This is a genomic window from Escherichia sp. MOD1-EC7003 (assembly GCF_002965065.1).
In the GTDB taxonomy this organism is placed as follows: Bacteria; Pseudomonadota; Gammaproteobacteria; order Enterobacterales; family Enterobacteriaceae; genus Escherichia.
In genome coordinates this window covers 1-13456 of sequence record NZ_PTRE01000030.1, presented here as the reverse complement: position 1 = coordinate 13456, position 13456 = coordinate 1, and the positions used below count along the sequence as shown (strand labels likewise).

15 protein-coding genes and 2 pseudogenes are annotated in these 13456 nt (G+C 46.3%); 4 read left to right on the top strand and 13 right to left on the bottom strand.

Annotation, left to right across the window (positions count from 1 at the left end; all coding sequences use genetic code 11):
• Window positions 1–53: 53 nt before the first annotated feature.
• The 3 genes and pseudogenes from A7090_RS04910 to A7090_RS26420 form a co-directional block, all read left to right on the top strand.
• Window positions 54–494 (top strand): PTS sugar transporter subunit IIA, encoded by a 441-nt coding sequence (locus A7090_RS04910; protein ID WP_105273225.1) that lies wholly within the window; start codon window positions 54–56, stop codon window positions 492–494.
• Window positions 495–557: 63 nt separating this feature from the next.
• Window positions 558–736: pseudogene (locus tag A7090_RS04905) on the top strand (polysaccharide deacetylase family protein); the annotation flags it as partial.
• Window positions 728–811, top strand: a pseudogene (locus A7090_RS26420) (hypothetical protein); the annotation flags it as partial. The pseudogenes A7090_RS04905 and A7090_RS26420, both read left to right, overlap by 9 nt.
• Before the next feature lie 3 nt (window positions 812–814).
• On the opposite strand, the gene panD reads toward A7090_RS26420, so the two are convergent.
• Window positions 815–1195, bottom strand: a complete 381-nt coding sequence (gene panD, locus A7090_RS04900) for an aspartate 1-decarboxylase (protein WP_105273224.1) — start codon at window positions 1193–1195, stop codon at window positions 815–817.
• A gap of 273 nt (window positions 1196–1468) precedes the next feature.
• Here panD and rpnC point away from each other — a divergent pair, with 273 nt between their 5' ends.
• A complete protein-coding gene (gene rpnC / locus A7090_RS04890) occupies window positions 1469–2359 on the top strand; it encodes a recombination-promoting nuclease RpnC (RefSeq protein ID WP_105273222.1) in 891 nt (296 codons plus the stop codon).
• 80 nt (window positions 2360–2439) lie between these two features.
• Here rpnC and panC read toward each other — a convergent pair whose 3' ends face one another.
• The 12 genes from panC to A7090_RS04825 form a co-directional block, all read right to left on the bottom strand.
• A complete protein-coding gene (gene panC / locus A7090_RS04885) occupies window positions 2440–3291 on the bottom strand; it encodes a pantoate--beta-alanine ligase (protein WP_105273221.1) in 852 nt (283 codons plus the stop codon).
• 11 nt (window positions 3292–3302) lie between these two features.
• Complete coding sequence (gene panB, locus A7090_RS04880) at window positions 3303–4097, bottom strand: 3-methyl-2-oxobutanoate hydroxymethyltransferase (protein ID WP_105273220.1); 795 nt, start codon at window positions 4095–4097, stop codon at window positions 3303–3305.
• 87 nt (window positions 4098–4184) lie between these two features.
• Window positions 4185–4979, bottom strand: a complete 795-nt coding sequence (locus A7090_RS04875; RefSeq protein ID WP_105273219.1) for a fimbrial protein — start codon at window positions 4977–4979, stop codon at window positions 4185–4187.
• Between the two features lie 125 nt (window positions 4980–5104).
• Entirely contained in the window at window positions 5105–5509 is a 405-nt protein-coding gene (locus A7090_RS04865; RefSeq protein WP_157941440.1) for a hypothetical protein, read from the bottom strand.
• Between the two features lie 236 nt (window positions 5510–5745).
• On the bottom strand, window positions 5746–7002 hold the full coding sequence (locus A7090_RS04860) for a fimbrial protein (RefSeq protein ID WP_105273216.1): 1257 nt from the start codon (window positions 7000–7002) through the stop codon (window positions 5746–5748).
• Window positions 7003–7031: 29 nt separating this feature from the next.
• A complete protein-coding gene (locus A7090_RS04855; protein ID WP_105273215.1) occupies window positions 7032–7601 on the bottom strand; it encodes a fimbrial-like protein in 570 nt (189 codons plus the stop codon).
• 72 nt (window positions 7602–7673) lie between these two features.
• Window positions 7674–8312 carry a hypothetical protein gene (locus A7090_RS04850; protein WP_105273214.1) on the bottom strand — a complete coding sequence of 213 codons (639 nt, stop codon included), beginning with the start codon at window positions 8310–8312 and terminating at the stop codon, window positions 7674–7676.
• 15 nt (window positions 8313–8327) lie between these two features.
• Window positions 8328–8567 (bottom strand): hypothetical protein, encoded by a 240-nt coding sequence (locus A7090_RS04845; RefSeq protein ID WP_105273213.1) that lies wholly within the window; start codon window positions 8565–8567, stop codon window positions 8328–8330.
• Window positions 8567–8905: a hypothetical protein gene (locus A7090_RS04840; RefSeq protein ID WP_105273212.1), complete on the bottom strand. Its 339-nt coding sequence runs from the start codon at window positions 8903–8905 to the stop codon at window positions 8567–8569. The genes A7090_RS04845 and A7090_RS04840 overlap by 1 nt, the downstream gene beginning before the upstream one ends.
• Before the next feature lie 23 nt (window positions 8906–8928).
• Window positions 8929–11520: an outer membrane usher protein gene (locus A7090_RS04835; RefSeq protein WP_105273211.1), complete on the bottom strand. Its 2592-nt coding sequence runs from the start codon at window positions 11518–11520 to the stop codon at window positions 8929–8931.
• 90 nt (window positions 11521–11610) lie between these two features.
• Window positions 11611–12339, bottom strand: a complete 729-nt coding sequence (locus A7090_RS04830) for a fimbrial chaperone (RefSeq protein WP_105273210.1) — start codon at window positions 12337–12339, stop codon at window positions 11611–11613.
• Window positions 12340–12476: 137 nt separating this feature from the next.
• Window positions 12477–13085, bottom strand: coding sequence for a fimbrial protein (locus A7090_RS04825; RefSeq protein WP_105273209.1), 609 nt, complete (start codon window positions 13083–13085; stop codon window positions 12477–12479).
• Window positions 13086–13456 lie beyond the last annotated feature (371 nt).

Below are 13456 nucleotides of genomic sequence, written 5' to 3'. Positions count from 1 at the left end.
CCCTTTATCAACAATGGTCAGGGTAGACTGATTTTCGGCTAAGGAGGAAGGCGATGTTAGGTTGGGTAATTACCTGTCACGATGATCGTGCGCAAGAGATACTGGATTCGCTGGAGAAAAAACACGGGGCGCTTCTTCAGTGCCGGGCCGTGAATTTCTGGCGCGGTTTGAGTTCTAATATGCTTAGCCGCATGATGTGCGATGCCCTGCATGAAACGGACTCTGGCGATGGGGTGATCTTTTTAACTGATATTGCCGGAGCGTCGCCCTACCGCGTGGCTTCTCTATTAAGCCATAAACATTCCCGCTGTGAAGTGATTTCTGGTGTCACGTTATCGTTAATTGAGCAGATGCTGGACTACCGTGAAACGTTATCCAGCGCAGAGTTTCGTGAGCGAATTGTCGAACTGGGCGCGCCAGAGGTTAGTAGTCTATGGCACCAACAACAAAAAAATCCACCTTTCGTCCTCAAACATAATTTGTATGAGTATTAACCCGAGATTCTGATGGCGCTTTTGCTACAATAAAAGCGTTGTTTCCCCCCTGGTTATTTTTTCATGTACAAACAAGCTGTTATTCTCCAGCTGATGCTGTTTACTGCAAGTGTCAGTGCCGCGTTACCTGCTCGTTATATGCAAACCATCGAAAATGCTGCGGTCTGGGCGCAAATTGGCGACAAAAAGTTGAAGACGATTTGGGGGACCTTAACAAGCCGTTGAGTAATCAGAACTTAATAAAACGGCTTTATATCTTAAGAACGGATTCGCTGGAGACGATGTCGCGGCTGGTAAGTAACCAGCCGCAGAGATAATAATCAGGAAACCTGTACTGGAATCGCTTTCGCGGTGCGTTTCATTTCATTGTCGCCTTCAAAATAGGCGACATTGGGCCGCCAGGTGCGAGCTTCTTCATCAGGCATGGTGACGAAGCTGGCGATGATGACAATATCGCCGACGCTGGCGCAGTGGGCCGCCGCACCATTAACGGAAATAATTCTCGAACCGCGCTCTGCCGCGATGGCATAGGTGGAGAAACGCTTGCCGTTGGTGACATTCCAGATATCAATGGCTTCGTTTTCAAGAATACCGGCTGCGTCAAGAAAATCCTGGTCAATGGCGCAAGAACCTTCATAGTGCAGGTCCGCATGAGTCACTTTCACGCGGTGGAGTTTGCCCTGCAGCATCGTGCGAATCATAACTTCTACCTTTCTATCCTGTCGTTAACGAAGCAGGCGATGCCTGCTTTGAGGAAATTCTCACGCAGTATTGCCCGATTTTTGATAAGTGTCTACTGATCTGATGGCATTTGCACCAGCAGTTTGCGTACCGCGCCGAAGTGTGCCATGCAATGCTTGTAACTGATTGAAATTTCTCTGAACGCGGCTCGGTAAACAACAAAGAGGCAGCAGACGACAGCGCATATTAGCCGGATACTTCCTTCATACAGGGCAACATGGAAGGCAGGGAAGATGGACGCACCGAGTACCACACCGCATGATGCGGTATTTAAACAATTTTTAATGCATGCGGAGACGGCTCGCGACTTTCTGGAGATACATTTGCCAGTAGAATTACGCGAACTTTGTGACCTCGACACGTTGCATCTTGAGTCAGGGAGTTTTATCGAAGAGAGCCTGAAAGGACACAGCACGGACGTGCTCTATTCCGTGCAGATGCAGGGCAATCCCGGTTATCTGCATGTTGTGATTGAACACCAAAGCAAGCCGGATAAGAAAATGGCCTTTCGTATGATGCGTTATTCTATTGCTGCCATGCATCGGCATCTGGAAGCAGACCACGATAAGCTGCCGTTGGTGGTGCCGATTCTGTTTTATCAGGGCGAGGCCACACCTTATCCACTCTCAATGTGCTGGTTTGATATGTTTTACTCACCGGAGCTGGCGCGACGCGTCTATAACAACCCTTTCCCGCTGGTGGATATCACTATCACACCGGATGACGAAATCATGCAACATCGGCGGATTGCGATTCTCGAACTACTGCAAAAACATATTCGCCAGCGCGACTTAATGTTATTGCTGGAGCAACTGGTCACGCTGATTGACGAAGGGTACACTAGCGGAAGTCAGCTAGTTGCCATGCAAAACTATATGCTGCAACGCGGTCATACTGAACAAGCGGATTTGTTTTACGGTGTGCTGAGAGACAGGGAAATGGGAGGGGAGTCTATGATGACGCTGGCGCAGTGGTTTGAAGAGAAGGGAATTGAGAAGGGAAGACAGGAGGAAAGGCAGGAATTCGCCCTGCGTTTTCTGCGTAAAGGGATGTCTCGGGAAGACGTTGCAGAGATGGCAAATTTACCTCTTACAGAGATTGATAAGCTCATTAACTCTAACTAAGTTGTCTGCGTTATGAATAATCGCTTACAGATGACGTGGCAATCAAAACTGGCGCCATCAGCCGTAGCGCCAGTTAAGTATTACGCCAGTTCGACCATTTGGTTGTCGATCAGGCGAGCATCGCCAAGCCAGGCGGCGATTAGAATCACTGCCCGTTTGCTGTGTTCAGAGACTTCCAGCAATGTGTCGGCATCGCGAATCTGAATATCATCGGCGCGGAAGCCTTTTTCATTCAGTTCTTGCCCTGCAATGGCAATAATTTCATCGAGATCCTGCTCTCCAGCCTGCAATTTGTCGGCAATCGAACTTAAAACTTTGTACAGACCGGGCGCAATTTTGCGCTGTTCTGCCGTCAGATAACCATTACGGGAACTGAGCGCAAGGCCATCTTTGGCGCGCATAATCGGTACGCCAACAATCTCAATATCGAAGCCCATATCGGCAACCATTTTGCGGATCAGCGCCAGTTGCTGAAAATCTTTTTCACCGAAGCAGGCGATGTCCGGCTGGACCAGGTTGAACAACTTGCTGACGATAGTCGACACGCCACGAAAATGCCCCGGACGGCTGGCGCCTTCAAGCATGGTCGAAAGCCCTGGAACGTCAACGTAAGTATGGGTTTCTGTACCGTTCGGGTAGATCTCTTTTACCGAGGGAGCGAAAACCAGATCCACTTTACGTTTGTTCAGCTTCTCGCAGTCTTCCTGCAAGGTGCGTGGATAGCGAGCCAGATCTTCCGGGCGGTCAAACTGCATCGGGTTAACGAAAATACTGACGACGACCACATCGGCGCGGGCTTTGGCTTCATCGACCAGTTTCATATGACCATCGTGCAGGTTACCCATAGTAGGCACCAGCGCCACGCGCTTGCCTTCCATACGCAGGCGGCGAATTTGCTGACGTAGCAGCGGCAGGGTTTCGATTATTAACACAACGTCACTCCTTAATGGAAACTGTGCTCTTCGCCCGGGTAAACGCCGGACTCCACTTCAGCTATATACTGCCGCACCGCCGCGCGGATGTCGCCCGTTTCGGCGAGGAAATTTTTAGCGAATTTAGGAATGTGGCCGCCGGTAATACCGAACGCATCGTGCATCACCAGAATTTGCCCGTCAGTGACGTTGCCTGCGCCAATACCGATAACCGGGATCGCCAGTGCTTCGGTAATGCGTTTTGCCAGTTCAACCGGCACGCACTCCAGTACCAGCAGTTGTGCCCCGGCAGCTTCTAAGGCTAATGCATCGCTGAGCAGTCGATCGCCCGCTTCATCGCCACGCCCTTGTACTTTGTAGCCGCCGAAAATATTCACCGACTGTGGGGTTAGGCCTAAATGACCACAAACAGGAACGGCACGTTCGGTCAGCATTTGTACAGTTTCTACCAGCCACTCACCGCCTTCGATTTTGACCATATTGGCCCCGGCACGCATGACAGTCGCGGCGTTTTCAAAGGCTTGTTCTGGTGTGGCATACGCCATAAATGGCAGGTCAGCCAGCAACAGGGCGTTTGGCGCACCGCGACGCACGGCGGCGGTGTGATAGGCGATATCTTCAACGGTAACGGGCAGCGTGGAGTCGTGCCCTTGTACCGTCATGCCCAGCGAATCACCAACCAACATGACGTTCAGCCCTTCATCGGCAAACAGCTTTGCAAAGCTGTAGTCGTAGGCAGTGATGGTAGCGAAGCGTTGTTTTTCCCGCTTACATTTTTGCAACAAGGCGATAGTGGTGGGTTTCATTTGTGGTCTCCGACTTGAGAATTTCCCTATGCTAACAGAAACCACTCACTGAAGATAAATCTGTTACCCATTGCCGCCAACACTCGCTTAAGGGTACGTTATCTGAAATATGCTGCTGGCTTTAAATTGCCCTGCGGTAATGGTGTCATTGCCATCTTGCATCAGGGTTGCCTGGAAATTTAACGCTTCAGTGGTACCAACAATATCTTTATTGTCTGGATTATAGATGCCGCCATTAACCGCTAACGGATCGGTTTGATCTATCTCAGTCTCACTAACATTAAAAACAGACGTTGCATTGTTAGGTTCCAGTACTTTTGCTGAACCTCCGTTGATGGGCAATGCTTCAATGCGGACACCAACGCCGGATGCGACACCAGAAGATCCTGAAAGCGTATTGGCTAATAATGTTTTGTCATTTTTGCCTACCGTAGCAGAGGTCACTTTTACCTCAATACCTTCGATGCGAATACAGTCCGATAAATTAATGGTAAAAGGTATTGGGGTTGCTCCATTTTTAATTTTCCCGGCAGAATATGTTCCCATATTAACAATATAGGTTGAGTCTGGTTTGGTAACTGAATTACCATCACCGGATACCGTTGCTGTATGACATGTCGGCAGTGTGATTTTTACGCCGGAGAAGGCAAATTTGGAATTGATATAATAATTTGGAGTTAGACCTGTATTATAGTTCTGAAAATGGAAGAAATAATCAGCATTACGTGAAGGTAGGGTTACCTCTAAGTTATTTAATGGTTTAAATTTATCATCAATATAAAAATCCAGAGAAACCGTATAATTGAGACCACCCATTTTATAGAAAATGGACCCGGTTGCAATGTCACAGTTATGTTGCTGATCTGAGTTTGTTATTTTCATATTGAATTTATACTCGTCATACTTCAAGTTGCATGTGCTGCGTCTGCGTTCGCTCACCCCAGTCACTTACTTATGTAAGCTCCTGGGGACTCACTCACTTGTCGCCTTCCTGCAACTCGAATTATTTAGAGTATAGATGGATTGCCAGCGTTACCCATGCTGTTGTTAAGATAGATGCTTTCTTCTTGTGCACTGGCATAGGCTGTCCATATATTTTTTAATTGAATGGTATAATATAGGCCATCGATATTTGTTTTAAATAATACATGACCATCAACGGACCGGCCATTATCGTCAGGAACGGCTGATGTTTCGGCTGAAATACTGTTGCCAGAGCCGCCATTATGGCAATAAACAGACCCTGTGCTGTTCTCCTCTGCGGTGTTTGTCTGGGCGGTAACATTGATTTTAGCAGACTGTAGACCATTAGGTTTATAAAAAACAAGACTCTGCTTAGAAAAGCTGCGCACGCTGCTGTTTTTACCATTACCATTACCATTTATCGATGTATCACTTCCGGTCCCCACCATAAAGTTATGGTTGCCAATGAGATATTACTGTAAATAAATAAGAGGAAGAATGTTACTATATTTTTCATGCTATCTCCTTGACTCACACTCTCTGAACCAATACCTTTGTATTAAAATCAACAACATAATACATCACTTATTCTGAAGCTAACATTAACGCATTTAGTCTCTGGAAATTAAAAGATGCTGCCAAATTAAATAATCTGGCAGCATCTTTATTAATTTATGATGAGAGGTTAATTGTAGGTAATAGAGAATACGCCCGTTGCTACAACCTCGCCACCTTTTACTTCTGCCTTACCATCTCGAACCAATTGTGCAGTAAAGTTTAAAGTATTGGTTGCTCCTGAGACTCCGGAGGGTGTGGAGCTTACATCGATTATATGATAAGTAATGTCCATATCCGGAGCTTTTAAATCATAGGAGACACCGCTATTTGGGACCATCACCGTGCCGCTACCACCAGGGTTGGCACCCAGATAGCGAATTTTCACCCCGACGCCCATATATTCATCTTGTCGGGTTGTCCTCAAATTACCTAATAATGAGGCATCGTTAATGCCTGTTGTGTTTGATGTTAATGCCACTTTTACTGTCTGAACGGATGCACAGGAATCCAGTTGAATAGCAAAGGGGATCTCCGTTGTGTTTCCATTGGTGATCTGCACAGAGGTGTAGTTACCCATGTTAACGGTGTTTTGGTAACTTCCATCTAGCCAAAATGTTTTATTGCCTGTTGCGCTTTCGCCTGTGACTGTGGTGTAGTAACACGTAGGGCCGGAGACATAGAGTGTATTTGCGGCAAGTCGAAAAATAAGATATCTATTTTGCCCATAAAGACCTGCTTTGGCTTGCAAGCCAATTGCCGGACCTTGTGTAGTTCCCCCCCCCCATGGATGAGCAATCGCAAAATTCACTTCGTAAGCGCTCCAGTATAACGCATTATTTATGCTGTTATAGGTAGAGTCTACATAATAACGAATAGTGATATCGAAATAGATTGCCCCCATATTTTCTTTACAGTTATCCAACGTTCCACCGATATCACGTCCCGTATCATCTAAATAAAAAGTTATGGGAGAGAAAGTATAATCTGCGCTATTTAGATTGCTGATTTGAACGGTATAATAAATTCCGGGTTTATCGGTAGCGAAGAGTGTATGGCTATCCACACTTTTCCCACTGGCCAGAAGATTATGGTCAAGCCGGGTACCAGAGCCAGAAGGCCCCTTACCGCAGTGAAAACTCCCTGCCGGGCTGGTTACGTGGGTGGTATATTGAACCATCGTATCAACAGGTGTCGAAGACGTAACCCTGCCAATGGCGACTGCTGACGAGTTTTTATACGGTACCATCTCTACCGTGGTTGCAACATCATCACTAGACGCCGTCCCATTACCTTTTCCATACCAGACATAGTCTGCCCGTGTTGGCAGAATAACCACAAGGCTGGCGAATAACGCCATTATTTTTACTAATGTAGAAAATTTCATCGCTTGTTTTATCCTGTATTTTTCTCTTATTATTCGTAGTGGGCATCAACAATCACGTTAGTTCTTACCTGGCCTGAGCCAACGGGTTGCAGGGCGTTAATGCGTTGCATTCGGGTATAAAATGGCCATGAAACATGGTTTAGGGTATCAATGGTAACGGGATAAATGGCGCGGGATACTCCCGCTTCAGACCAGACGTTAAACATATTATTGTTCGACGCTGAAAATATGACGATACCAACGTTGGCTGCGGCGGCGCTGGCTTCATTAGGAAATATCTGTTTTGAGCCAGGCGCAAAAACCCCTTCTTTGGGTAAAAATTCCAGACGTAACTGTGACAGCGCTTGCGGATTATCAATATCGCAAGCTCGCAGGGTAACGGTAAACTCGCTCCCACCGGCGTAATCCGTTTCGGCAGTAATACCATTGGCAAAGTAGCTTGCACCTACAGTCGGTAGATTAACAATCCCTCCATTGCTCACCTCAACAGAACATGTTCCCTGGGAGATGGTGGCCGTGAGATCAACATCCACAGCCTGGGCGCCGTTGCAGAACAAGATGACACTCGCCCCCAACGCAGTAAATAATGTTTTATTCATTGCACTCCCCTGGTCTGCCTTAATGTATTATTTTTGCAATGGAATCGCGCAAAAAATGGTGTCACGCCGTCGTTACTGGTATTCAATTTCGAATACACCCTGCGCTTTGAACAACCCCGCGGTTAAATCCGAATCCTGAGAACCTGAGTCTGTTCTCAGCGTGGCTTTCAGCTTATATTCCGTATTGATGGTGGGATCATTGACAACATTGACGGATATTTCTTCCGGCGAATTACATTTCAGGATTTTTTTCGCGGGATAACTCACCGCATCATTCTGCTGAATTTCGACCACCACTGCGTTGGCTTTATTGGTGGTGAGCATGTTAGCAAACGCGGAGCCACTGTCATTATTTTCACATTTGGTCTCTCCCCTTTTGGTGAAGGTGACTTTCATGGGCCTTGGACCCGAGGTGCCTTCTCCTGTACCCATACCGATACCGGCGCAATCGCTGAATAACAGGCTGAACTCTTTTGATACCGTTTTGTTTTTTACATCGGTAGTGTAAACGACGGCACTTGAGTTATTAAAGTTCACCACTGTGGCGGAGCTATTTCCATCGACTAAGATGGTGGTCTTACATGTTCCTAATAAAATATTAGCGTTTACCGTGAGTCTCAGATTCTCCGTTGCTGCCTGAGCGGAAGAAAATAATGCGGCGCCACAGACTAGCACACCGAACATATAACTCACTACATTGGTCATTTTCATGATGTGGCCCTGTGATTATTCATAAGTGAAACTAAAAATACCCTGCGCCGTAAAGACGCCTCCGTCGGGTATACGCCCTCTATTGGCTCGGGTTTCACGTAGAAGTACGGTCATTTTCAGGCCACTTGCGATATCGTCTGCTGTCCATGTCAACAGCGTGCCTGGATTATTATATTCGTCGGTGGGGATTATAAGGTCATTCTCAGCCGCGCCCTGACGCTTGATTCCCATCCCCAGATAACCGACGATTGGCATCAGATATTTCTGGTCCGTGGAGGATGTTTTTGAGCCTGTACCGATACCAAGTCGGGTCTTGATTGTAGGGTTCCCTGCACAATCACTGGCAATAATGGAGAAGTTCCTTTCTGCCTGGCTGGTTTTTTTGCTATGTCATAGAGGCTGACATCACCAAATTCCAGGGTGAATTCTGTGCCAGTCGCCGTACCGAAACCACTGATCGCATCGCCTGTAATCGTCATATTGCACGTTGGGACCGTAATCGTGGCCTCAAAATCAATCGAAACATCTGTCGCCAGCACAGGTGTCGCTGACATTACAGCGGCCATAGCCAGATAAGTTAATTTCCGTCTCATTAGGTTATTCCATATCTGCGGAGTCAAGGGGCAACAGATACCGTACACTGTACGTTATCCAGTAAAACAGGAGCTGTTCCCTGCGTTTTCAGTTGTTCTTCAGAAATACGATAATGCGCGGTACAGTACTGCGGCTGTGTACTGCCATTATCCGTCCACTGAATCCGTAATATGCCATTTTCGGCGATACCACGAATAAATGCCTGATTGCCCTGGCCTACGTTACCTAATAGAACACCGTTCTCATCTGTAACATCGGAGGCAAAAGGGAGAGGTTTATTATCACTACGGTGCAGAGTAACAATGGCTGAACGTCGGGTATCGGTTTCAAACGAGGCCACTACCACTGCGCCGTTACGAGGAATAGCTTTCAAACTGGTGCTCTTTAATTCCACGTCGTTTTGCAAATCGGCAATATCCAGCCCGATGCTATTTTCGCGGTAAGCGGAAGCCGACGATGTTGCGCCATAGCCCCAGCGATCGATGGTATTACCGCCGCCATTAATACGCGCGCCATGCGCCCCCGGCGCTTTCACCAGAATAATCGTGGAGGAATCGTTAAAGTTGTCGTTACTGAACGTCAGCCCTTCACTGTGAAGAACAAAACCACCATTGGTACTTAATGATATTTGACGGCTATTGTCGTTATCGGCAGAAACAGAGCCACCAACCATTCCCCATGGTGACTGATAACTTAAATACCCCCCAACACCCGCCAGGTCGGACATTTGTTTATTCATGTCATAATTGGCGTTGAGGCTATAACTGTATAAATCATTACTTCCGCTGGTACTGGTATTCAGGGAATGGTTGCCGTTAAAGTCGGTACTTAAGTGGCTATCCAGGGAGTTAAAGGCAGTCTGTCGCCGCTCTTTACCCAGCAAGGTATCAAACGGGACACTGATACCCACATATAAGCTGTCGTCTTTCTTGCCGTCTTCATTCCATGAGCGCTGTAATGTCAGACTCCATGACCCCCAGCTTTGGCCTTTGCTGTAGCCGATACTGTAGCTACTTTGACTACCAGAGCCGTTCCAGTAATCAGTCCAGCTTCCGTTGGTGTAGATAGAACCATAATCCTGGTTGTTAAAAAGCAGCGGCTGGTTAAGATTCACGGTAAACTGATTGCGCAGACGAGAGTAATTACCGATGGTATCGCGGTCTTTATCATTTGCGCGGTATTTTGCGTCATCCTGTAAATTTAACGCATCATTCAGCCCCAGATAGCTACTGGTTGAATAACGGTAAGCCGCCAGGTTTAATGAAGTATTGGACGGCCCCCACAGTTTGTTCCATGAAATCCGGTAGCTTTGGCCTTGATACGTGCCATCGCCTTCGATTTGGGCATTTGACTGGGTTACATCAACGGAGAACGCACCCAGTGTGGTGTTAACCCCGAGGCCTAAAAGCACAGCCATATAATGACTGTCCGTTGCCTGAATACCAGTATATCCGGTGAAATAGTTATTCAGACCGTAATAGAAGCTTCCCTGAACCACGTTATAGTCGCCGCGCAGGTTATCGTCATCAACCTGCCCGCCGCTGAAATCCCAACGGCCTACGCTAGGGCGCAACATCTGTGTCACTGAGGAGAAGGGCTGTGAGAAGGTCCGTTTAGAGCCGTCAGCTTCTTCGATGGTCACGATCAAATCGTTACCATATCCCGAAGGGATGATGTTATCGATGACGAATTCACCCGCAGGAACAACATCTTCATAAATTTTATAATTTCCCTGGGTAATGGTGACCTTGGCGTTAGTTCTGGCGATACCACGGATAACCGGAGAAAAGCCTGACATATTCGGCGGTAACATTCGGTCGTCGCTGTACACACGAAAACCTTTAATCGCTACCGAGTCGAAGGTTTCACCGGTGGTATAGGTTTCACCGGCAATCAATTGCGAGCGTATAAAGGGCAGATCGCGCTGCAAATAACGGTGTTGGAACTCAAATTCGCTGTCGCCGTCTTTTTGCCAGTTGTAGTTACCGTTGGCGCGGAAATGCCAGTTCCCCAGGTTAATACCGGCATTCATGGCAGAATAGAGTGACTCCGTGGTTTCGCCCTGGTTATGACTGCGCCAGGCATTTAAACGATAAGAAAGCGTTGCCGCATTTATGCCATCTTCCCACAAAGAGGGATCAACATAGCCAGCATAATTAGGCAGTATCCATGCCTGCGGCACAGTAATATCTAAAATAAGATCGCCGACATTAAAGTTAATGGCTGATTGTGGAATGGCTTCAGCCATATTCAGACAATCATCCGCACGGTCTTCACGTTTTTGCAATACGGCCTGGCCATCGTCCAGTTCCGGCTGTTTTACGTGTAAGCGCGCCAGTATTTTAGGCGAAATACATGCCTCGGCGTATTTCTTGCCCGTGTCAATAAACTCAATGGTCATCGTACTGTTGGTTTTATCATTGAGTCGAATTTTAACGTCATAACTTCCCGGTTGTACGGGGTTACCATCTGAATAACGCGACAGATCGATGCCCGCCGCAGAAGTTCCCATTAAGAAACTGGAATCATATTCAATAGATTCCGCAGCACCAGAAATGGAACAATAAACGTATGCCAAACAGGCAGCAACTCGCGTTAGTTTTTTATGTTTCATAGTTATTCTTTTAATATCTGATGCTGGTTTTATCCGGACGGACCCATTACGGGTGAAACAATATATGTTTTACCCGTAACTCGATATGCTTTATAACGAGGCCGTGCCTGTTACGCCGCTGCCATAATCATTGATGGTGGTGTAGTTCAGTTTTGCTCCACTGACAGACGATGTCAGCCCTTTAATCGCAAAACTGGCTTCAGATTTTGGTGGCAGCATATCAGTGGTGACTTCATACTCTTTTCCACCAACTTTTAAATTTGCTGCCGAAAATGAGATGTAGTAAGGCGTTGGATTCGTTGCCCGAACTTTATTACCATCCCAGCGCCATTTCAGTGACTCTGCAGCTTTTAACGGTTCGCCCGCTAAATCTTTGGGACGATAAAATAATTTAATACGTGTACGAAATGCCATTTGCAGCAGGTTTTTATCTTCCAGATCTTTTGCATCAGGCTTGGGGGGGATTTCCAGCACATTAAACCAGAAGATACTTTCTCTATCTTTCGGTAAGGCCTGAGACCCGGTATAGGTAATCGTAATTGTCTGACCGTGTTTCGACTCAATACGTGAAACAGGAGGGGTCGCGTTAAACGGCACTTTGATTGACGCCGGGTCTGCATTATCTTCCCCGGTGTCTAGCCAGGACTGGACTAATAACGGGCGGGTGCCGCGATTATCCAGGCGCATATTGACATTCTTTTCGCCTTCCCGATAAACCACGCGAGTACCATTAATGACAATGTCTGCTTGAGACAGTGAACTAAATAATGCGCTTGCGCCTGCCAGAATGCTGATAATAACTTTTGAACACAGTCTCATATATCCTCCCTGAACAATTTAGTCCAATAATGGGCGTACTAAGTACGCCCGAATATGGGTGACTTATTACTAGAATTGAGTTTTATGCATCAGAATGTGAACGTATCCCTGATGCTGAATGACATAAAACGCAGAAATTAGTTGTAAGCGATGGTATAGGTGGTGTTGGTTTCAACTTGACCTGATTTAACTGTAGTGCCTAAGCCATCAGTTACGTAAGAAGCCTGATACAGCCAGACACCTTTACCGTCGCTATCAAGCGTTGTGGTATAGGTGGTTGAACCATCAACTTTCACCTGTGTATTGTATGCATTACCTGTCTCAAGTTTGTGGTGCAGCGCGATTTCAACACCTTGTGCAGCGTTGCCTGAACTCATATTTTTCAGCGTGCCGCGGTTAGTGTTGTTAAATGTAGAGTAGAAACTCATCGGCAATTTGGTACCAGCAGCGGTACCTGCATTGGAAGTATCACAGGTAACTTCAATCTGGATGTCCTTGATTTCACCCTGAGCTGCATCACCTTTAGGCGTTGTATCTAAGTCATAACCCGCTACTTTGGATGCGCCAATGGTGGCCAACATCACGCTGTAATCATTCTTGTCATTGCCGTTAACACTTAACTTACAAGTTTCAGATGTTACATAACCGCCGATGTTGAGCTGACCACCGTCAGTATCTGCGGCCATTGCAGAACCGGCAGAAAAGAACATACCTGCTAAAACTACGGCCAAAAGCTTCTTGCTCATTTTTTAAAACTCCATGAAATTTGCGAATGAAACAGAAATGTTTCAATAGATCACAATATTATTTTGTGCGGGGCTAATATAAACAATTAAGTGACAGTTTGTAAAATATTAATTCGTGATGTATTTTGTTTAAATATATTCAAGAGGTTAATTATATTCAATGCATGAATGAATAATCGTTTGCTATTGACATGATTTGCTAGGATTATTGTGAAGGGTATTGAATAATACATTGAAAATAAATAAGATAATTCGACGATCACATGTTCTATTTATATTTGTGGTAAATATATAAAAATCAAAAAAATTATCTATCGTGAGTCAATTTGTCAGTATCGTTCATGCAGTGTGGTGCTTTCTTACCTCAATAT

Coding starts and splice junctions, on each gene's coding strand:
- A7090_RS04910 (WP_105273225.1), top strand. CDS start 54: ATGTTAGGTTGGGTAATTACCTGTCACGATGATCGTGCGCAAGAGATA.
- panD (WP_105273224.1), bottom strand. CDS start 1,195: ATGATTCGCACGATGCTGCAGGGCAAACTCCACCGCGTGAAAGTGACT.
- rpnC (WP_105273222.1), top strand. CDS start 1,469: ATGGACGCACCGAGTACCACACCGCATGATGCGGTATTTAAACAATTT.
- panB (WP_105273220.1), bottom strand. CDS start 4,097: ATGAAACCCACCACTATCGCCTTGTTGCAAAAATGTAAGCGGGAAAAA.
- A7090_RS04875 (WP_105273219.1), bottom strand. CDS start 4,979: ATGAAAATAACAAACTCAGATCAGCAACATAACTGTGACATTGCAACC.
- A7090_RS04865 (WP_157941440.1), bottom strand. CDS start 5,509: ATGGTGGGGACCGGAAGTGATACATCGATAAATGGTAATGGTAATGGT.
- A7090_RS04860 (WP_105273216.1), bottom strand. CDS start 7,002: ATGAAATTTTCTACATTAGTAAAAATAATGGCGTTATTCGCCAGCCTT.
- A7090_RS04855 (WP_105273215.1), bottom strand. CDS start 7,601: ATGAATAAAACATTATTTACTGCGTTGGGGGCGAGTGTCATCTTGTTC.
- A7090_RS04850 (WP_105273214.1), bottom strand. CDS start 8,312: ATGAAAATGACCAATGTAGTGAGTTATATGTTCGGTGTGCTAGTCTGT.
- A7090_RS04845 (WP_105273213.1), bottom strand. CDS start 8,567: ATGCCAATCGTCGGTTATCTGGGGATGGGAATCAAGCGTCAGGGCGCG.
- A7090_RS04840 (WP_105273212.1), bottom strand. CDS start 8,905: ATGAGACGGAAATTAACTTATCTGGCTATGGCCGCTGTAATGTCAGCG.
- A7090_RS04835 (WP_105273211.1), bottom strand. CDS start 11,520: ATGAAACATAAAAAACTAACGCGAGTTGCTGCCTGTTTGGCATACGTT.
- A7090_RS04830 (WP_105273210.1), bottom strand. CDS start 12,339: ATGAGACTGTGTTCAAAAGTTATTATCAGCATTCTGGCAGGCGCAAGC.
- A7090_RS04825 (WP_105273209.1), bottom strand. CDS start 13,085: ATGAGCAAGAAGCTTTTGGCCGTAGTTTTAGCAGGTATGTTCTTTTCT.